The 20,244-nt window shown below is 58.2% G+C and carries 22 protein-coding genes; 15 read left to right on the forward strand and 7 right to left on the reverse strand.

Going from position 1 to position 20,244, the window contains the following annotated elements; all coding sequences use genetic code 11:
* From NKH16_RS32935 to NKH16_RS33005, 15 genes are all read left to right on the forward strand, one after another.
* Positions 1–1,040, forward strand: a 1,040-nt coding sequence (locus NKH16_RS32935; protein ID WP_352903617.1) for an RHS repeat-associated core domain-containing protein, incomplete at its 5' end; no start/stop codon positions are given.
* Positions 1,041–1,042: 2 nt separating this feature from the next.
* Positions 1,043–1,513, forward strand: a complete 471-nt coding sequence (locus NKH16_RS32940) for a DUF4304 domain-containing protein (protein ID WP_352903619.1) — start codon at positions 1,043–1,045, stop codon at positions 1,511–1,513.
* Positions 1,514–1,803: 290 nt separating this feature from the next.
* Positions 1,804–3,525, forward strand: coding sequence for a hypothetical protein (locus NKH16_RS32945; protein ID WP_352903621.1), 1,722 nt, complete (start codon positions 1,804–1,806; stop codon positions 3,523–3,525).
* A complete protein-coding gene (locus NKH16_RS32950; protein ID WP_352903622.1) occupies positions 3,488–3,907 on the forward strand; it encodes an RHS repeat-associated core domain-containing protein in 420 nt (139 codons plus the stop codon). Before NKH16_RS32945 ends, NKH16_RS32950 begins: the two co-directional genes overlap by 38 nt.
* Positions 3,904–4,236, forward strand: a complete 333-nt coding sequence (locus NKH16_RS32955; RefSeq protein WP_352903624.1) for a hypothetical protein — start codon at positions 3,904–3,906, stop codon at positions 4,234–4,236. Before NKH16_RS32950 ends, NKH16_RS32955 begins: the two co-directional genes overlap by 4 nt.
* Positions 4,229–4,597: a hypothetical protein gene (locus NKH16_RS32960; protein WP_352903626.1), complete on the forward strand. Its 369-nt coding sequence runs from the start codon at positions 4,229–4,231 to the stop codon at positions 4,595–4,597. The genes NKH16_RS32955 and NKH16_RS32960 overlap by 8 nt, the downstream gene beginning before the upstream one ends.
* A gap of 838 nt (positions 4,598–5,435) precedes the next feature.
* Positions 5,436–6,485 (forward strand): PilN domain-containing protein, encoded by a 1,050-nt coding sequence (locus NKH16_RS32965; protein WP_352903628.1) that lies wholly within the window; start codon positions 5,436–5,438, stop codon positions 6,483–6,485.
* A 2-nt stretch (positions 6,486–6,487) separates the two neighbouring features.
* Positions 6,488–7,093 (forward strand): type II secretion system protein GspM, encoded by a 606-nt coding sequence (gene gspM, locus NKH16_RS32970; RefSeq protein WP_352903630.1) that lies wholly within the window; start codon positions 6,488–6,490, stop codon positions 7,091–7,093.
* Positions 7,094–7,125: 32 nt separating this feature from the next.
* Positions 7,126–7,635, forward strand: a complete 510-nt coding sequence (locus tag NKH16_RS32975; RefSeq protein ID WP_352453739.1) for a hypothetical protein — start codon at positions 7,126–7,128, stop codon at positions 7,633–7,635.
* Complete coding sequence (locus tag NKH16_RS32980; protein ID WP_352903632.1) at positions 7,632–8,543, forward strand: hypothetical protein; 912 nt, start codon at positions 7,632–7,634, stop codon at positions 8,541–8,543. The genes NKH16_RS32975 and NKH16_RS32980 overlap by 4 nt, the downstream gene beginning before the upstream one ends.
* Positions 8,540–10,183, forward strand: a complete 1,644-nt coding sequence (locus tag NKH16_RS32985) for a GspE/PulE family protein (RefSeq protein ID WP_352903634.1) — start codon at positions 8,540–8,542, stop codon at positions 10,181–10,183. Before NKH16_RS32980 ends, NKH16_RS32985 begins: the two co-directional genes overlap by 4 nt.
* The gene (locus tag NKH16_RS32990; protein WP_352903636.1) at positions 10,183–11,400 is read left to right on the forward strand and encodes a type II secretion system F family protein; all 1,218 of its coding nucleotides are present in this window, start codon (positions 10,183–10,185) and stop codon (positions 11,398–11,400) included. Before NKH16_RS32985 ends, NKH16_RS32990 begins: the two co-directional genes overlap by 1 nt.
* Positions 11,401–11,432: 32 nt before the next feature.
* Positions 11,433–11,870 (forward strand): GspH/FimT family pseudopilin, encoded by a 438-nt coding sequence (locus tag NKH16_RS32995; protein ID WP_352903638.1) that lies wholly within the window; start codon positions 11,433–11,435, stop codon positions 11,868–11,870.
* Complete coding sequence (locus tag NKH16_RS33000) at positions 11,867–12,250, forward strand: PulJ/GspJ family protein (protein ID WP_352903639.1); 384 nt, start codon at positions 11,867–11,869, stop codon at positions 12,248–12,250. The genes NKH16_RS32995 and NKH16_RS33000 overlap by 4 nt, the downstream gene beginning before the upstream one ends.
* Positions 12,251–12,378: 128 nt before the next feature.
* Positions 12,379–12,972 carry a type II secretion system protein GspJ gene (locus NKH16_RS33005; protein WP_352903641.1) on the forward strand — a complete coding sequence of 198 codons (594 nt, stop codon included), beginning with the start codon at positions 12,379–12,381 and terminating at the stop codon, positions 12,970–12,972.
* A gap of 24 nt (positions 12,973–12,996) precedes the next feature.
* Here NKH16_RS33005 and gspG read toward each other — a convergent pair whose 3' ends face one another.
* From gspG to NKH16_RS33040, 7 genes are all read right to left on the reverse strand, one after another.
* Positions 12,997–13,455, reverse strand: coding sequence for a type II secretion system major pseudopilin GspG (gene gspG, locus NKH16_RS33010; protein ID WP_352903643.1), 459 nt, complete (start codon positions 13,453–13,455; stop codon positions 12,997–12,999).
* Complete coding sequence (locus NKH16_RS33015) at positions 13,452–13,949, reverse strand: prepilin peptidase (protein ID WP_352903645.1); 498 nt, start codon at positions 13,947–13,949, stop codon at positions 13,452–13,454. The genes gspG and NKH16_RS33015 overlap by 4 nt, the downstream gene beginning before the upstream one ends.
* Positions 13,949–16,075 (reverse strand): type II secretion system secretin GspD, encoded by a 2,127-nt coding sequence (gspD, locus tag NKH16_RS33020; RefSeq protein ID WP_352903647.1) that lies wholly within the window; start codon positions 16,073–16,075, stop codon positions 13,949–13,951. The genes NKH16_RS33015 and gspD overlap by 1 nt, the downstream gene beginning before the upstream one ends.
* A 338-nt stretch (positions 16,076–16,413) precedes the next feature.
* On the reverse strand, positions 16,414–17,046 hold the full coding sequence (locus NKH16_RS33025; protein ID WP_352903649.1) for a hypothetical protein: 633 nt from the start codon (positions 17,044–17,046) through the stop codon (positions 16,414–16,416).
* Positions 17,047–17,056: 10 nt separating this feature from the next.
* Positions 17,057–17,893, reverse strand: a complete 837-nt coding sequence (locus tag NKH16_RS33030; protein ID WP_352903651.1) for an RHS repeat-associated core domain-containing protein — start codon at positions 17,891–17,893, stop codon at positions 17,057–17,059.
* Between the two features lie 37 nt (positions 17,894–17,930).
* Positions 17,931–18,902, reverse strand: coding sequence for a transglutaminase family protein (locus NKH16_RS33035; RefSeq protein WP_352903653.1), 972 nt, complete (start codon positions 18,900–18,902; stop codon positions 17,931–17,933).
* Positions 18,899–20,244 (reverse strand): RHS repeat protein (locus tag NKH16_RS33040; protein WP_352903654.1); only part of this gene is annotated, 1,346 nt, incomplete at its 5' end. The genes NKH16_RS33035 and NKH16_RS33040, both read right to left, overlap by 4 nt.

The following is a 20,244-nucleotide window of genomic DNA, read 5'->3' on the forward strand; positions in this document are numbered from 1 at the left end:
ATCCCGACGCTTCCGTCGAGATCGATCCGGCGACACCCGGAGCGGAGATCTACACCCGCTATCCCCATCCCGACGTCAAGGTGACGGGTGCCACAAAAGCCTTCATGCATCGCGACCACCTGGCCTCGGTGCGCCTGGTCACCGACGCCACCGGCGCCATCGCCGAGCAGACCAACTACGCCAGCTACGGCGAGCGTCTCAATACCGGCTTCCAGACGCAGAAGTCCTATATCGGCGAACGCTTCGATCCCGAGACAGGCCTGCTCTACCTCAATGCACGATACATGGATCCCGTGCTCGGAAGGTTCATCTCGCCCGATGATTGGGACCCGACGCTGCCCGGGGTCGGCACCAATCGGTATGCTTATGCCCAGAATGACCCCGTCAACAAGAGCGATCAAAATGGGCATGCAACGGGCATCGCTGGGCAGGCGGCTCAGGACAGAGCGGCGGCACAGGCAGCAGAGGCAAAGGCCAAAGAGCTTGAAGAACGAGCTCGATCAATAAGGGCAGATCGAGATTTTTATGATCCTCACGCCTATGATCCCCACGAACGTCTAAGTCCGGACCTGGCTAACGAAGTGGATCGTCAGCGTAAGCTAAGCAGCTCTGGAAGAGCCGACCCGGAAGATGGTGTTTTCGCAATTGTGCCAGGCGGCCTGCCAGTCAGGGCCGGCGTGCTAGTTGGGGCTGGAATATTCGGCGCAAAGACCGCATTTAAAGACGGTGCGGAGGCGTTTGTTGCAAAAGAAGCAGCTGAATTCACAGCAAAAAAAGGCGAAACACTTGCTACAGTAGCAGGGCGCAAAGCGCACACAGATTGGGATCCAGGTCCAGGGTTTAAGAGAGAGGTGACCCTTGACAGTGGCAAACGTGCAGATGCGGTCAATAAAGCTACCCAGGTTGTAAAGGAGTTAAAGCCTGATAATCCCAATGCCATAAAACGCGGTACTAAGCAGGTGGAGGGTTACGCGAGAGAGCTGGAACAAATGCTTGGCGGCGTGTGGCAGGGCATTGTAGAAACATATAAGCGAGACTAGCCATGGATAAAAAAGGTTTAGAATCTTTGTTGAATAGAGACCTCGCTTCTAAGGGATTCTCTAAGAAATATTCCTCTTGGTATCGTCGTGAGACAGGCGCTCTGCAAGTTGTTGATTTGCAAAAGTCAAATTTTGGGCTGAAATTCTATCTTAATCTGTGCTGTGTTCCAGATGGAATGATTATTGACGGATTGCCTACTCCAAAGGAGCACAAGTGTCCTATAAGGATCAGACTCGATTCGGCATTTCCACAGCATCAACGTAAAATCCAGACTGTGCTTGATCTCGAAGGTACAACGTTAACAGATCGTGAGAGGGATTCCAGTATGTCAGAGATTGTCTCCACGCTTGTGTTGCCATTCCTCGAAAATATGAAGGATGCGACAAGCATTAAGCGCTCAATCGAAACAGGCATACTTGACGATGGAATGGTCTACCTTAGCGCAAAGAAATTCTTGGGTATCGAAACTTAAATCTAATGGAATTACGGTGAACCGCTGTCAAGAGCACAGAGCTTTTTTTTGGCGGCGCAAGCTGCCAATCCAATTCAGTGCCAAGCGACCGCCCCCGTTTCTTCGGTTGATAGCTGCGTCTGCACCGCGGATCGCGCCAGATCAGGATCATGCATCGGCCCGACCGGCTCCTGGCGGCGGCATCGCCGCCTCGGAAGAACGTTGGTAGCGACCCGCAATCCAAAAGAATGTCACAGAACCTGCCGGCGTATCGGCGCCCGGAGAGACGGCGGCGGGAGCGCGGCAATGTCTTGCGCACCGCTTTCCCAAGATTCGTCGGCGACACCGCGCAGTGGACGACCAACTCCTACGACTGGAACGACCGGCTGGTAAAGACGGTCTATGCCGATGCCAGCCAGACGATTTTTGCCCACAGCCTCGACGGCGGCAGCGGCACCAATCCGCGGCTTTACGCCGTCACCCAGACCGACCAGATCAATGCGACGACCACGCGCCAGTCGAAGAGCGTGTCGTCGACGCGCGGCGATGTCGTGCAGATCGTGCGCGATCTCGGCGGGCTCAATCTGACGGAGGGCCGCAGCTACGATGTGCTTGGCCGGCTGACCGGGGTCAGCGATCCCGGCGGCTCGAACTGGTCCTACAGCTATGACATGGTCGGCAACCGGCTTTCCGCAACGGATCCCGATCTCGGCAGCTGGTCCTATGTCTATGACGTCGCCAACCGGCTGACCAGCCAGACCGATGCCCGCAGCACCGTCACCGCCCTGGCCTACGACCAGATGGACCGGCTGACCCTGAAGACGGCGACCCCGTCGGGCGGCAGTGCGGTGACGCTGACGCAGAACACCTACGATCAGGCGGCGGCGGGCTTCTACAATATCGGCCAGCTCACCACCTCCACCAACCCTGCGGCAACGCAGGCCACCAAATATGACGGCTTCGGCAAACCCGCGCGCCAGGACGTCACGCTGGGCACGCTGACCCACACCACGACCAGCGTGCGCGATGCCTCCGGCCAGACGCTGCGCACCCAGTACCTGCCGGTGCAGCTCGACTTCGGCACGGCGGCCGCCCCGCTGCAATACACCGCCGCCAACAAGCTGCTCTCGGCTTCAGGCTTCATCACCTCGACCATCTACGAGGCCGACGGCCAGACGAAAGAGATCACCTATGCTAACGGCGTAAAGACGTCCTTCATTTATTCGCCGACCCGGCGCTGGCTCACCCGCGTCACCACGGCAAAAGGCGCGACGGTCCTGCTCGACGACCAGTATGCCCGTGATCTCATCGGCCGCATCACCGGCACGACCGGGCTGACGGCTTCAGACAGCTGGACCTATGGCTACGACAAGGCCGACCGGCTGACTTCGAGCGACAATCTCGGCAACAACACGCTCGACGAGACTTTCGTCTATGCCGCCAACGACAATCTGACCTCGCGCACGCGTGTTGCCGGGACCTATGTCTATCCCGCGGCGAGCGCAGCTCGTCCGCATGCTCCAACAGCGGTCGGCGCCAAGACGCTCGCATATGACGCCAATGGCAACATGACCGCGGACGGCACCCGGACGCTCGCCTGGGACGAGGCCAACCGGCTGAAGACCGTCACCCAGGCCGCCAACACCGTTTCTCTCTCCTACGGCCCGGACGGTGCGCGAGCCAAAAAAGCCTCGTCTTTCGCCACCACGCTCTATCCCGACGCCTCCGTCGAGATCGATCCGGCGACACCGGGGGCGGAGATCTACACCCGCTATCCCCATGCCGACGTCAAGGTGACCGGCGCCACAAAGGCCTTCCTGCACCGCGATCACCTGGCCTCGGTGCGCATGGTCACCGATGCCTCAGGCGCCATCGTCGAGCAGACCAACTATGCCAGCTATGGCGAGCGCCTCAACACCGGCTTCCAGACGCAAAAGAGCTACATCGGCGAGCGCTTCGATCCCGAGACCGGCCTGCTCTCTCAATGCCCGGTACATGGATCCCGTGCTGGGGCGGTTCATCTCGCCGGATGACTGGGATCCGATCAAGCCGGGCGTCGGGACGAACCGATATGCTTATGCCCAGAATGATCCCGTCAATAAGAGTGATGCAAATGGGCATGCCGAAGGCAATCCGGGCTACTGGGGTCCGGGTGGAATTGGGCCGGTCGACACCGGCAATGCCTATGTTGATGAAGCGCTTAATTCACTCGTCTCTGGAGCGAACATGGTTGCGGGTCCCGTCTTTGACCTAGCCGCTTCTTTTGACCCTTATGCAGATGTTGCTAACAATGCTGCAATAACAACGCCCTTTGCCTTCGATGATGTTGCGGCGGGAGGTGGAAAATTGCTTGCGACTGCAGGCGTAACCTGGAGGGCCAAAACTATGGATTGCTTGAAAGGGCACCTAGTTTGACAGTTGCACAGCGAAAAAGTCTAAAAGAATTTGTCGGCAAGGCGGTATCGAATTCGAAAAATAATATGTCCGTATTAATAGACCCAAGTACGGGCAACGCGACTTTCAATACTGTATCTCCCGGGAAGGTCCCCGGTTCGTACGCGACTTACGAGAAGGTCGTGACGCCTGACGGCAAATCGGCTAAGTTTAGCAAAAAAGTGTTCGACCCTTACGGAAACCTTATCTCAGACAAAGACAAGCTTGAAAAAATGTCAGAAGCGAAAAAGGCCGCGTCCGGCTCCGATGCAGCGCAATCAAAAAAACCAGAGGTTCCAACCGGTGAGTAGAAAGTCTGAAGACGGTAGGCGGATCGACATTGTAAACAGACTCGTCCATTTAGACGGGGGCGCTCCATCGCTGTTCATCGATATGTTAAGAGAATTTGAGTGGGATTACGATGGACTTCCGTATATCCTTACCCGCGATGATGTGTCTGACATTTTAGAGCGATACATAGATGGAAAGCTGAGCTCTGAAGAACTTGAAGCGTGGGCCGACGCAATCGAATTGCGGGAAGACATTCAATACGAGGAAAAGAACGAAGATTGGATAAATGACGTCATATTTACTCTTGCAAGTGCCGTTTTGAATGGCCCTATAACTTTGGAAAAAGTGAAAGAGTTACTAAAAGTATCTGGTGGCGAGTAGATTATATATAATTAACGCGGCTGTTGGGATGGCTCATTGCGGCATTCAAGTAATTTCGTGGGTTTGTTGGATTATGATTACAGGTAGTATCCTGCGGCTTGTGCTGTCACAAACGCGAAGAATTACGGTGACAGTGCTAGACTGCACCCCATAGGTGAGACACGGTAATTTCTGTGACAGGTTATCCCGGAGGGTGACTTATAATAGACAAAATGACGTTCAGAAAGTCAGCCGAGGCCTCAGTCTTGCGGCTTCACCACATCGACCGGGGACACCTATCACCTTTATCCCATAACGCAGCGCAGTCCCCGCTATTTTGCCACCGGCGGCCAGAGCGCCGACACCCGCTTCGTTTCGACCGCCACCTACAACGCACTCTGCGGGCTGCCGGCGACAAAGACCGACTTCAACGGCCTGATCAAGACCTTCACCTACGATCCGTTCTGCCGGCCCTACCAGGTCTCGCAGAGCATCACCGGCGCCTATGCCAAGACCCGCTTCGAGAACGAGGGCAATCCGGCGACACAGGCGCTGGCCAAGCTGACACCGCTGCCCAATGGCGCGGGCGAGGATTTTATCCGCTCCTACTGAACCGGGCATGTTTTTACAAGACGCTTCGCGCGTCGTTGCCACGGACGGGGATCACCTACGGAATCCCGGAGCATCCCCCCGTCATCACCAACAAATCCTCAATAACGATCGGCACCTCAGGTTTCCGCCACAAAGTTGTGGCTAGTCCGCCCTCCGCGTTCTCTCTGATATCCGCGTTACACCAGTAACTGTAGTCTTTGTCAGAAAACCTCGGCCGAGAATCAGCTGGGGTGGCGGGCGACTGGTCTTGGCAACACTCAACGAGCAATTCCTGGATTTCTTCGACTGGTGGCTCGATGAGCTGCGAGGGGTCTGGACGCATGTTAGTCCTGAGCAAAAGCGATCTTACAGTGGCAACTGGATAGTCAGCATAGCCGACGATGGCATCCGCGTGCGCGAGGCAAATGCCCCCGAATTTCAATCAATCCCATTGGCGCCGAACGCGTTGGCAGACGAGATCTCCGCACTTCTCCAGACTGGAATTCGGCGAAAGCAGCCGACCTTCGATATCAGCATCCAGCGCGGGTTGTTCCTGACGCGGCAACTGGGGACGAGACGACTGCCGCTTCGGCAAGCGAGAAGCATGGCCGAGCTCGACCTGCTGGCCTCAACGCCAATCGACCCGGCGCAGGTGCATATTGTCTTTGCGGAGGACTCTAACCTAGACTGTTCCTACCACGTCGTGAAGACCAAGACGCTAGCGGCCGTTCTGGAAGCTGTTCGCCGTGCCGGCGGAACCGTTGGCTCACTGTCTGTTACGGATGCAGACCGGGCGCGCCAGGCCGATCAGTTAAGCTTGGCTGCTATTTGGCCACCGACAAAACGCGACCGTCGCAAAAGAACCGCCTGGATGGCGGCGTGTTCGGTCTTGTTTGGCACAGCACTTTTCACATTTGGCCATGCGCAATGGCGTTATTGGCAGGCCGGCACGGAGCTGGACGCGCAAATCGCCGATGCTCAGGTGCAGGCCAAGGCGGCGCGATCGTCGCTGCAGAAACGCCAGGTAAACATCGAACAGGTCGAAAGGATCCGGAACGAGAAAAAGACTTCTGCCTCAATGGTTCGCGTCTGGACCGAACTGACGCACCTGCTTTCCGACACAACCTGGCTGACCGACCTGTCGGCCAAAGGCGGCGATCTGACCATCACCGGGTTTTCGACATCCGCCGCCGAACTGATCGAACCGCTGGATGAATCGCCGCTGTTTTCAATGCCGGAGTTCGCGGCGCCCGTGGTCAAGATACCGGGCCAGGACGGCGAGCGCTTCACCATCTCCGCAAAGATCGGAACGCTCTAGCGATGCTCTCCTCAATCCTCAACGCACGGCCGATAGTCCGTCGCCTGGTCGCCCTAACCATAGCGGCAGCGGTGATCTGCATCGCCGGCTGGGTGGTGTTCATGGCATTTGACAGCATCTCCTCGGCAAAGGCCGGGATCGAGGAAAAACGGGAGATGCTCGGCCAGTTGCAGGCCGTGGCAGCACTCGCAAAACGCCTTGACAGTGCAGCGGCATTAGACCCGGCCGCAGCGACAAATTCTGAATTTCTGACCGGGGAAAGCGAGGCGGTCATTCGCGGTGGGCTTCAGACCAAGCTGAATGCGATTGCGGCTTCGAATGGGGTGACGGTGCTCTCGGCCGGCAACGCGCCGGCGCTCAGCGAAGCGGGCGTGGACTTCATCGGGCTGCGGGCAAATTTTTCAGGCCCCCTGGAAGGTGTCCACAATGCCATTTTGGCGATCGAAACCTCGCTTCCGGTGCTGTTCATTCGCGAAGCCACCTTGCGAGCGAATGATATCGGACCAGCGGCCGGCCGAACGGGAGATCCGGAGCTTTCCGCCGAGGTCGTTTTTTACGGCGCTTTGCAAACCAAGGCGACGCCCCCTACTGGTGGGGCAAAACCATGATCGAAAAATTCACGGCTTTGGCCCTAACGGCGATGATTGCCGGCCTCGTCGCGGTCAATGTCGCGCTCTACGATACGCCGGTCGATATTGCACCGATCGCTTCGGCAAAGGGGCGCGACGGAGGAATGATGTCCGCCCCCGGAGGGTCACTTCAGATTCCGGACGCCGTTGATTTCAGCGAGACCTTCGAACGGCCGCTGTTCAGCCCGACGCGCAGAAAATCAGTGCCCGAGCCGGTACAGCCGCCGGCAGTCGAAGTCGCCTCCGTAGCGGTCGAGCAGCCACCGCCGCAGAATCTTGCGCCAATAGTTGCGCCATCGCTTCTGGGGATCAGCATTCACGGCGGGACCGCTAAGGCCCTGCTGCGGATCGCGGGAGGCGATATCGCTCTTTGGTACGGCAATGGCGAGACTGTCGATGGCTGGACCGTTTCGACGATCGACAAAGATGAGGCTGTGCTGGAGCGGGACGGCAAGATCACCCGTATCTCGCTTTATCCTTCAGTCCAGGATGGCCAACCTGTCGGGAGTGTTGGCCAATGACCGCGGGACGCTCTGAAAACGAAAGCGGCAGTGCGGGGTTTTCGCTCGTCGCGGTGCTGGTCTTCATGCTGATCGTCTCGGCCATCGTCGTTCCCTTTGCCGTGACGGCAAAAACACGGTTGATGATCGCCAACAACGAGGTCGAGCAGGAAAGGCTGTCGCTGCTTGCCGAAGGCCTGGCCAATGTGGTTTCGAGCGAGTTGGCCGACGGTTTTGCGACGGAAAAGCTGCCGCCGGACTCCACGCCGGCAGCTTGCAGGTCGGGGGAATTCACCTTCGATGTCCGGATACAGGACCATAGCGGGCTGATCGATCTCAATGCCGCGGATGCAGACCTGTTGTCGCTGGGGTTTGCCTCGCTCGGTTTCAATCAGCAGACGTCCGAAGAACTGGCCGAAGCCGCTATCCAATTCCGGGGCAGCATCAATGCTTTCGCCGCGCAGGATGAGCCTGCAACCGCCGTCGGACCAGCTCAAAACAAGCAGGCGCCGTTCGAATCCGTCTCCGAATTGCAGGAGTTTTCCGCGCTTGCTACGACACCGCTGCATGATCTCCATGATGTCTTCACGGTTTTTTCGAAGCGCGGCACGCTCAGCCTCGATCATGCTCCGAGCCGGCTGCGAACCGTCGTTGCCGGCGCGTCCGGAAGTGGCCTTTCGATCACGCAAGGGGCCACCGAGGCCTCAACCTATTCCGTCGAAGTCACAGCGAGGCGAGATGGATCGGGAATTACAGGTCAGGCCGGGTTTGTCATCGAGAAATTCCCGGCCAGCGCGGCAGGCTTCCGGCGTCTTTCAGGAAGTCCCGTTGCGGAAATCCCGGACTTGGCAGCGACGACATCCTCTGGAAATTGCGTCGCGCTTTTCGGGACTGAGGCAGCACAGATCCTGAGGGGATTTGCGTCATGAACGCGGCTGCCCGAACCTCCGGCGTCGAGGCATTTCTCGCTTTTCTCGAAAGCGAGAAAGTGCTCACCCCCCACGCGGCCAAACGCGCCTTGGGTGCGTCGACGACATCGGGGCACCCGTTCGATACGGTGATGACCGAACTCGGGCTGATCGGCGAACAGGAGCTTGCCGGCAGCCTCAGCCGCTTCATGAACCTACCGTCACCTGTAGACATTCCGGAGCAGTTCAATCCCGAGCTGTTCTCAGGCGTTCCGCTGATCTACCTGCGCGAGAACGCCATTCTTCCGCTCGAGATGGACGCCGAGCGGCTGGTTGTCGCCGTCGCCGATCCGTTCTCGTCGGCGATGATCGATGCGCTGGCCTTTCACTATGAGCGGATACCGGCCCTCAGAGTACTGCCAAGGCGGGTGATTACCGAATGCATCGACCGGATCGAGCAGTCCGCCAGGGGAGCTGTGTCATCTGATCAAGACAGTGCAGCCTCATCAGATTTCGGCCCTGATGATCTCGAACGGTTGAAGGATTTTGCCCGCGAGGCGCCGATCGTCCGCTTTGTCGCCGACACCATCCACAAGGCGGTCGACGCGAGAGCCACCGACATCCATATCGAACCACTCGAGGATCACGTCCGCATCCGCTTCAGGCATGACGGCATGCTGTCCACCGTCGATACCGCACCCGCCGCCATGCTGTCCGGCATTTCGACGCGCATTAAAATCCTGTCGCGGCTCAACATAGCGGAACGGCGGCTGCCGCAGGATGGACGGATGCGCATTGCGGTGCGTGGCCGGGATATCGACCTTCGTGTTTCGGTCATTCCCTCCATTTATGGCGAGGCGATCGTGCTCAGGATTCTCGACCGCGCCGGCGTCGAGTTGCGGCTGGCAAAACTCGGCTTCGACGACGCCGCGCAAGCCAAGATCAGAAGCATGTCGCAATCCGCCAACGGCATCGTGCTGATCACCGGGCCGACCGGCAGCGGCAAGACGACGACGCTTTATTCGATCCTTGCCGAGCGGTCCCGACCGGACGTGAAGATTTTCACGGTTGAAGACCCGGTCGAATACCGGATGGCGGGCATTACGCAGTTGCAGGTCAATCCGGCGATCGATCTCGACTTTGCAGCAGCCCTTCGTTCGATCCTGCGGCAGGATCCCGACATCATCCTGCTTGGCGAAATCCGTGACCGTGAGACGGCGCAGGTCGCGGTCCAGGCGGCTTTGACCGGCCATCTGGTGTTTTCGACGCTGCATACGAACAGTGCGGCCGGCGCGCTGACCCGCCTTCGCGATATGGGCATCGATGGCTATCTGCTCGGCGCGACGATCCGAGGGGTCATCGCGCAAAGGTTGCTGCGCCGCGTCTGCCCGACTTGCCATGGAACAGACCAAACAGGCTCGGCCTGCCGAAGCTGCAATGGTTCCGGCTACAGCGGCCGCACCGTGACCTACGAGATGCTGCAGGTGTCGCCGCGTATCGCCGAGCTTATCGACCAGGGCGCCGGCGAAATGGAGATCGGCAGAGTAGCAGCGGAAGACGATCTCGTTCCGATGGCGGTCCACGCAAAGGCGCTCGCGCAGTCGCGAGTGACGACAATGGAAGAAGTCCGGCGTGTCATCGACCTCAACGGAGGCGGCTGATGCCGGCCTTTGCCTATCGCGCCTATCTGGTCGACGGCAGCAGGGAAACTGGCGTTCTCGACGCGTCGACCAAGCAGGATGCTGCGCGCAAATTGGCGCAACAGGGACGCCGGTCCTATCATCTCGCTCCCGTAGGCAGAGCAAAGCAATTCGTTCGGCTGCCGGGACGCGGCGCGCTGACATTTACACGACGGGTCGATCTCGGCCGTCTCTTCTCCGAGCTTTCGGTGCTCTTGAACGCGGGTTTCACCGTCGATCGCGCCTTGAGCGCGGTGATTTCCGGCGAAGGCAATCATACCCGGCGCCAGCAATTGCAGTCCGTGCTCGACCTCACGACCGGCGGTCGCCCGATTGCGGAGGCCTTTGCCAGCCTGCCGGGGATCACATCCGACGTTGCGGCCTTGCTCGCCAGCGGCGAACGCAGCGGCAAGATGGCATTCATCTGCCAAAGGCTGGCCGATACATTCGAAGCAAAGGCAAAGCGTCGTGCAGCGATCGTCGAAGCGCTGACTTACCCCGCCTTTCTGCTGGTGGTCATGAGCGGGGCGCTTGTCGTTCTGGCGACTGTGCTCGTGCCCGCGCTCGAGCCGATATTCGAAGGCTCGTCAGCGGCAAAACCGTTCACCATGAAGCTGCTTTCCGGGCTCGGAATCGTTTTCACCGACTACCCCTTCGTGTTCCCGCTCGCCGCAACCGCTGCTTTGCTCTTCTATCTCTTTCTTTCGAGGTCAGCGGGGGCGAAGGCGTTGTTCTCGCGCTGGCTGCTGAGAATTCCGTTGATCGGTTCGCTGGTTAAGGACACGGTGATAGCGCGCTATCTTGAGACTTTGTCCCTCCTTCTCGGCAACGGGGTGGCAATGACCGAAGCGCTTGGCCTGTCGGCGAACGTCTCTCGGCAAAGTTCACTATGGGCAAGTTTTACCGCGATTGGAGACGACGTAGCCAATGGCGCCCGCCTTCATAGCGCAATCGTCAAGTCTGGCATTTTCGACAACGCGACGATGTCGCTGATTTCACTGGGCGAAGACGCCAACGCGCTTCCCGTCGTGCTGGATCGTGCCGGAAAGATGCTCCAGGCCACGTTGACACGGCGGATCGACACTGTTTTGAAATTGCTGACGCCAGCCTTGACGATTTCGCTCGGCTTTCTCGTCGGCAGCTTGGTCATTTCGGTGATGACGACGATCCTCAGCATCAACGATCTGGCGCTGAAATGACGAGCGCGCCTCAAACCTGCCCACGAGAGCACGTGACAGCCGGTTTCACTCTGGTCGAGATGCTGGTGATCCTGGCGATCATGGCTGTCGTCGCGGCCATTGCAGCGCCAGGCATCGCCAGAAATTATCGAACCAAGAACCTGGAGACTTTGACGAGCGAGATCACCACGCGACTGCGTTTGTCGCGCACATCGGCGATCGCCACCGCCAGGCCGAAACAGATCATCATCGATCCTGGTGCCGGCGCGATCCGTTTCGATGGGCGAGACACGTTCGTCCTGCCCGAAGACGTCGCGATGACCGTGACGACCGGGCTGGAAACCGTCGCTGCGGATCAGCAGGCGACATTGACATTCCTCCCGGATGGCAGCGCTTCCGGGCTGGACATCGACCTGCAGCGAAAAGGCCAGACCGCTCGCATCGAGGTAAACTGGCTGACCGGGCTCGCGACGCGGCGGAGACTGCCATGATCTCGCAGGCAAACCCTCCCTCCGGTGAAGACGGTTTTTCGATCCTGGAGATGATCGTCGCGATGACGATCTTGGCGCTTGTTCTCGGCATTGCGAGCCAGTCGATCGTGATGGCCAGCCGCAGCATCGCGGTTGCCAAGGCGCAGGTCGAAGTCGCTCGCGCAGTACGTGCGATGCTGGCCGATTACCAAGCTGGTCTCGGATCCACCTCAAGTGGCTCTGATACCACGCAGCCCGGATGGAGTCTAAGAACCCGCACGATTGAGGTATCCAAGGCGAAACTAACTGCGATTATCATTGAGAGAACCGGCGCCGCTGGTGCCGGGCGCGGCGAGCCGTTTCTGACGTTTGTTCCCGGGCAGGATACGGACTCACAATGAGCCGCTCATCGGATAGTTGCGGACAGCGGCTCCCACGGTTTTTCTGCTTCAAACCCAGCTTCGAATTGCGCTCCCCGGGCGGAACTCGCAAGTCATCGGTATCGGTCGAGGGATTTGCACTGATCGACGTGCTGGTTGGGCTCGCTCTGGTCGCCGTGATTTCCTCGCTGATGATTGTTTTCCTCGGGCAAGCCCGCACGATGATGCGCATCGAGAAGGCAACCGAGATGCAGATGGAGGTCGATGCTGCCTCGCGGTTTCTTGAAACGGCAATCAGTCATGCAGAGCCGCTGCCGCTATCAAAATCGTCGCCGGACAATGTAATCTATCTCAGCGGCGAACCGGACAGGATTGAATTCAACGGCATTCAAGCGATCGGCTTCAGGTCTTCGGCACTGCGGGAAATCGCAGTCTCCCTTGGGAACGAGGATCAATCTGGCCACATCCTGACCATCGTCCAAAAACCACGGCGCGGCAGCGAAAACAGCAAGTCAGACGAGAACCAATCCGTCCGACTGATTGCCGGCGTGACCGCCATAAGATTCGAATATCTCGACACTTCGACAGGAGCATCTTTGTGGTCGGACAGCTGGAGCGCCCAGCGCCGCCTGCCGGCCGCCGTGCGGTTCACGATCTCGGTCGATCGGGACGGCGCGACCTACTCATCCGCAGGTTTTGCGCGGCTCGATTTGGCTGATACCCAAGCAGAGCCCATGAACTGACGATCTCCAATCCGGAGCGCCTGGTCAATTGGTGATGTCCTGATCCTCGCCGCTGCCGTCGGGCTTGCCGTCGCGGCCGAAGGTGCGGATCAAGACACCGCCCGCATCGTCTTTCACCTCGTAGGAATAAGGTTTCCCCCAGGGATCGTTCAGCCCGGTGGTTCCCTTGAGATAAGGCCCGTTCCAGCGCTCTTCGCCGGCAGGCGCCGCGACCAGCGCCGACAGGCCTTCCTCGGCGGTCGGATATTTTGCGTTGTCGACATAGTAGAGCTCGAGCGCGCTCTCGATGTTTCGAATTTGTGCCTTGGCCGCGTTGGTTCTAGCCGAGCCGAGATAGCGCAGGACCTGCGGGGCAGCCAGCGTGGCGATCAGCGCGATGATGGCAAGCACGACCAGAAGCTCGACGAGCGTAAAACCGCTTTCATAATTTTCGCGTTCACGACGGTGTTTCCTGCTTGGTCGAATGAAATGGAGAGACGTCATTGGAGTGATCCCATGTTCCAACCTGCAAATTGTTCCAGCGCCCAGCAGCAGCCAAGGCCCGTTGCGATGAACGGACCGAAGGGGACGCGCACCCGCGCGGCCGCTGGACCCACCGCGACCACCTGACCACCGATGAACAGCAGCGCGCTTGCGCTTGCTATGAACAGCAAGACCGGCAGCAGCAGCGGGTTGATCCAGCATGCGGCGGCGGCAAGCATTTTGACGTCACCGAGCCCAAGACCGATCCGGCCGGTAATTGCGAAATGACCATGCCGGATGAGCCAGACAGCGGACAAGGTTCCAACAGCGAACAGGATTTGGCTCGGGACTTGATCTGGTTGTGTCGCAGCTTGGAAGCCAAGGCCCGTGCCGGCCAACGCCAGATTGAGTTCATCGGGAATAATCAGCCTTCGGAAATCCGCGACTGAAATGGCGACGAGGATTGCCGCCACCGCGATCGTCGCAATCAGCACGACAGACAAGTGGGCGCCCATCAGTATTTCAGTCGTTTTAGATTCTGTTGCAGGCGGGTTCCGCCGCGGCGCTGCTGGATCGGCGTCTGAAGGCTGATCTTGCCGCGGAATTCATCCGTGACCTGGCGGGCCTCGCTAATGTCGCGGATAACGCGCGGTCGAATGAAAATGATCAGCTCGGTTCGCCCGACGCTGTCGCTCTTGTGCTTGAAGGCGTTGCCGATGATCGGGATGTCGCCGAGGATCGGCACCTGGCCGCGATCGACATTATTACGCTCCTGAATGAGACCGCCGAGCGCCAGGCTCTCGCCGTCATTGACCAGCACGCGGGTCTGGATCTTCCGCTGCTGGATGGTTGGCGAATCGATGCCAGAGCTGGTCGTCTTGGTGACGTTGCTGACTTCCTGCTGGATATCGAGCATGACACGGCCGGCATTATTGATGCGTGGCGTGACCGTGAGTATGACGCCAGTATCCTTCATCTCGACCGAATTGACGATCGGCGCGTCGGCGGTCGATGTTCCCACAGCCTGCTGCGTGATGATCGGCACCTGATCGCCAACCTGCAGGATTGCCTTCTGGTTGTTGAGCGCCATGATGGTCGGCGCCGAAATTACATTGACGTCGGTGATGCTGGCGAGTGCGTTCAGCGTAACCTGGATGTTGTCGGTCGCGTAGGTCCAGCCAAAACCGGGGAAGGTTGCGCCGGTGAAACCGCTGGCCACGTCGGACAGCGAGATCTTCATACCATTGTTCTCGAAGAACCAGCGCAGGCCGAACTTCAGCTCGTCGTTCAGCGTCACCTCGGCGATCACCGCCTCCAGCATGACTTGCGTCGGCAGGATGTCGAGCTTGGACAGGATCTGCTGGATGCGATCATAGTCTCGTGCCGTGGTCTGTATCAGCAGCGCATTGTTCTCGACATCGGCAACGACCTTGGCGTGGGTGGGAGACTGTTCGTCTGGCGCCAAAACGAGCGAGGGCGACGGGCCCGTCAACGGCACAGGCGTCACGCCATCCGATTGCAAGGCGATCGGCGTCATGTCGGGCGAGACGTTCGCGCCGGCCATCTCGCCCTCGGTTTTGACCGAAGTGCCGAGCACGGAGCTCAGCACGGCAGCCAGTTCCTTGGCCGGGCGGTTCTGGATTTCATAGACGAACAGCTGGTCTTCATTGGTCTCGGCCAGCTTGTCGAGCTTGCCAATCCACACCGCGGCGCGGCTGAGATAGGCGGGACGCGAGGTGATCACCAGCACCGAATTCAGCCTATCGTTGGGAATGAACTGGATGATCTTGGCGCCAGGGCCGTTCTTGGTGCCGAAGATCGAATCGAGCTCTGAGGCAACTGCTTCAGGCTTTGAGGTTTTCAGGGGATGAAGCGCGACCGACATGCCGCGCATCCAGTCGACATCGAACACCGAAACCGCTTCGCGAATTGCGTCGAGGTCGCTGTTGTAGCCTGCGACCGTGATCAGGTTGCGGGTGGAATCGACCCTGAGTACCGAGCCTTGTCGGGTGATCGGCTCGAGAATGGTCTTCATCTCGTCAGCTGCGATATATTGCAACTGCAACACCTGCACCTTGATGCCGGGGCCGGAACGCGAAACCGACGGCACGCTGACCGACGGCGTGCTGGACATGATGTCGGACAGCGGAACGATCTGGTACGTGCCTGCGCGCTTGGTGATACCGGCATTGTTTACGGCAAGTGCGGATTCCAGGATATCGACCAGTGCATCCTGCGATACAGGTTGCGACGTCTGCAGCGTCACCGTCCCCTGCACGCGCGGATCGACGATGTAGTTGAGATGCAGCGCGTCGCCGAGCACGGCTTTCGCCGCTTGCGCGACAGGTGCGTTGACCAGATTGAGCTCGAATTGGCCGGAACCATCGGCCGTCACTTGGGCGATTGGCGCACCAGACGACACGAAATTGCCGGAGCCCTGATACTGTGCACCGGAAAAGCGTTGGGCCTCGCCCGCTGCAGTTAAGGGATGGGAAGCGTTATATCCCGCTCGCAGCGGCGAGTTCTTTGCATGCAGGCTATCAACGGTTTCGGTGAAAAAATCCTTGCCCGACGGTGACGTGCAGCCTGCGCATGCGAGCAGCATGCACAACACGACGCAATTACTCAGATTGATCGACATCCGCCCGATTCCCCTAGGTTCTTAGTCTAGAGCTTCTTGGGGATGGACGCTGGAATTGCCCGCGTTATTCCGGATCTATCCACAGGGTTGGTGACGATGATTTTTAGGCGCGACCAATGGTTGGTTTTAGTCGCTGCGAGACGCGCGGCATATCCTACCGGTGCGTCAGGTGCCAGCCTGGAGGAATGGTTTGAGAGTCGGACGCTTCTGCAGATACCCCCGTCAGAATACTAGTCTAACGATCCAGTCACTCGCGGAAGATCGCGGCTTTGCTCGGAACAAGGTTTAGGATGTCGTTAGTCAGCACCCTCGCCCGGACAAGGGCCAACTCTAAGATTTCACTGAAATTTCTTCAGTCCGGGGATTACGGGCCTATAGTAATTATTTATTACGTCCAGATGATGCTTGTTATAGGATATGCCAGATAAAAAATTATCATTAAAGTACCTTATCCAAATATCGTCAGGAATCCCGCCGAGTACTTCTTCTTTCAGACTTGACTCTCTTGAATAAGTATTTATCTCAAGGTCGTATTCAAAAAAAATACCTTTATTCTTTTTGTCATCGAATAGAATGAGTGGAGTTGTCATGTGCCCAGACTGAATTTCCCGAAGAATATCGTACTTAAATTCACCAAATTCAATTGCGAGGAATACATCCGGCCTGCCAGACATGATAAACTTTCTGTTTGAAAAAGTCGACAATACATGCCTTTCAACGATAGATTCGAGAGAATCTCCGTTCATAAAATTCTCGTCGTGGAAAAGAGGATCGTATGGAATTGGTGTATTCACCCAATCTGCTTTGGGTAGGCATAGATAACCTTCTCCCAATGGATAGCTCGAAAACAACTCATCTACACGAATATCGTTAGCTTCATCGAACTGAATCAACTTAATTCCATTTTTATCAAAGTGCGCCCTAGCCGAATCCAATAAGAATGCTTCCATTTTCTTTTGAAAAAAGCCCATCTTAATTCACCTATCTAGCCGTATCGTCCGATGACGTCTTATCCGAGTTACCGCCGTCAGTATCGGATTTAGTGTCTTTTTCGGTCTTCTCTTTTGTCCCATCCACGAATGACCCTTTGATCTCAGCCTTTTTTTGACCTGGCTTCGTGATTGCAAATCCAGGTTTTCCGGTGGTTCTCCGCTCCGGGTAAGTGTCGACCTTTGTGCCATCGGGCAGTGTTGTTGTCGTACCTCCGACGTTGGTCGGATTTTGGATCGCGCCGGGAATGTTTTTTAACTTATCCGCAAACGTGCTGGGGTCTCCCGTAACTACATATCCCTTTTCCCCATCATCAGCTGCTTTTGCTCCTCCAAAGACTGAATCAACATCTGGGTTTCCGGTGGCAATTCTTGGTGCCGGGGCGTCGACATCTTTATCCTTCGGCTCTTCCTCAGACGAAATAGCATTAACTGCCAGCACACCAACTGCGACAACGGCTGCCGCTAGCGCTATCCCTGCAGCAACTTCGCAGCCGCCTGCTGCGCAGGCCATCGCCAACAGGGCTCTCCCTCCCCAGATGCCCGCTTGAACTGCCAAACCGTTGTGCCCATTCTGATCGGATTTGTTAATCGGATCGTTTTGAGCGTAGGCATATCGATTGGTTCCGACACCAGGCAGCGTCGGGTTCCAGTCGTCGGGCGAGATGAAACGGGCAGGCTGGGCATTGGCGCTCGTCCTGTGGAGTTGAATCTGGAATCCGGACGCTGCTGACGCCTGGGAAGCGTAAGTCCCTGGAACGACCATTACGAAAGCCAGCATAACCGCTAGCACCCGTTGAATTATGCTGCTGCTGTTCGATCTGGTCATCCAAAATCCCCCTTGCCCGTAAATTCGTATCTTAAGGTCAATTCAGCTTCGGCTCGCGCCAGCCGAGCGCTTCGGCTCTGGCGAAGGCTTCTCGATTGGCCCGATAGAGTTCGTTTGCGTAGGCGATCCGGTCGGCCGGAATGTCGCTCTGCTTCGGATATTTCTGGATGATGTTGGTCTCGAGCAGCCGGTAGTAGGCCGTGCCCTTCTTCACCAGCGTATAGGCATTGGCTGGATAGGCTTCGATCAGCACGTCAGCGACTGCGACGGCCTCGTCGTAGCGCCCGGTGGCGATAAGGTTGTCGAGGACCGGCGTTGATAGGACTGACACTGCCTCGCGCTGCGAAAGTGTCTTGAGGTAGACGCCATTGGCAATGGCCTCGTCGGTCATCAGCACCTTTTGCCGATACCACGCGTCTCGCGTAAAACCAGCGCCGCTGGTGGTCTCGAGGTTCCAGGTCTTGCCTGTCGCGTCGTCGATGTATTTGACGAAGACGTGCAGCGGCGCTGTCGACAGCGTCACATTGAGCCCGAGCCGCTTGCCCAGAATGAGAAACAAGGTCGGCATCGAGACGCAATTGCCCTTCCTGGTCGCGAGGTAGTTTGGCAGCGACTGCGAACCGGGAGTTTGGCCGTACGGATCAGAGAGATCATATTCAAACGGCCTGCCATTGTTCCACCAGCCACCCTCGTAGAGAAAGGTGCGGAGCGCTTTCATCTTCTCCATGCTGGTAGAAGCCGCTTCAGGAGGCAGACTGCCGAGCATCTTGTTGACAGTGACGACCATTGCGTCGATCTCGCCGAGAGCGGCCTCTTCGTTGATCGACGGATCAACGAACCTGTCGACCGCGAGCTTTACGCGAGCAAAATCCGCCTGCCCGTTGGCTGCATTGACCAAGGTCCGGACGAAGGCAGCCGGGTTCACTCCGTCGGCGTTCTCCGCCTTGGACAGGCTGCCTGTGGCCAGCACAAAAAGCAGGATCGAAGCGAGCTTGATTGCCAAGATCATTGCGCTCTCCTGGTCACGGCGAGGTTTTGTTCTTGGCATCTGGCCCCTCCCTCCAGGTCTTTGGGAATGAATCTCCCCAGCACGGGATCCATGTACCTGGCATTGAGATACAGCAGCCCGGTCTCGGGATCGAAGCGTTCGCCGATATAGGACTTTTGCGTCTGGAAGCCGGAGTTGAGGCGCTCGCCATAGCTGGCGTAGTTGGTCTGCTCGGCGATGGCGCCTGAGGCATCGGTGACCATGCGGACCGAGGCCAGGTGATCGCGATGCAGGAAGGCTTTTGTCGCGCCGGTCACCTTGACGTCGGGATGGGGATAGCGGGTGTAGATTTCTGCTCCAGGTATCGCCGGATTGATCTCGACCGAAGCGTCCGGATAGAGCGTGGTGGCGAAGGACGAGCTTTTTTTGCTGCGTGCACCGTCCGGGCCGTAGGAGAGAGAAACGGTATTGGCGGCCTGGGTGACGGTCTTCAGCCGGTTGGCCTCGTCCCAGGTCAGCGTCCGGGTGCCGTCGGCGGTCATGTTGCCGTTGGCGTCATAGGTGAGCGCCTTGGCGCCGACCGCTGTTGGCGCATGCGGACGGGCAGCACTCGCCGCGGGATAGACGTACGTGCCGGCAACCCGGGTGCGCGAGGTCAGATTGTCATTGGCGGCATAGACAAACGTCTCGTCGAGCGTGTTGTCGCCGAGATTGTTGCTCGATGTCAGGCGGTCGGCATTGTCGTAGACATAGGTCCAGCTGTCCGAAGCCGTCAGCCCGGTCGTGCCGGTGATGCGGCCGAGCAGATCGCGGGCATATTGGTCGTCGAGCAGGACTGTGGCGCCCTTTGCCGTGGTGACACGGGTCAGCCAGCGGCGGGTGGGCGAATAAATGAAGCTTGTCGTGACGCCGTTGGCATACGCGATCGACTTGGTCTGGCCGTCGGCCTCATACACAGTCGAGGTGATGAAGCCTGAAGCCGAGAGCAGCTTGTTGCCGGCCGTATATTGCAGCGGGGCAGCCAGCGTGCCGAAGTCGAGCTGCACCGGCAGGTACTGCGTGCGCAGCGTCTGGCCAGATGCATCGCGCACGCTGGTCGTGGTGTGGGTCAGCGTGCCGATGGTGGCGTCCTGGCGCGCGACCTTGCCAAAGCCGTCATACTTGTTGCCTTGAGTGGCGGCAGGGTTTGTCGAGGTCGTCAGCTGGCCGATATTGTGATAGCCGGCCGCCGCCTGGTCGTAGGTGTTCTGGGTCAGCGTCACCGCGCTGCCACCCAGTGCCGTTGCCGTCTTCAGGGTCAGCCGGTCCATCTGGTCATAGGCGAGAGCGGTGACGGTGCCACGGGCATCCGTCTGGCTGGTCA

Origin of the sequence: Mesorhizobium sp. M1307, from assembly GCF_040318155.1 — a bacterium.
Classification (GTDB): Bacteria; Pseudomonadota; Alphaproteobacteria; order Rhizobiales; family Rhizobiaceae; genus Mesorhizobium.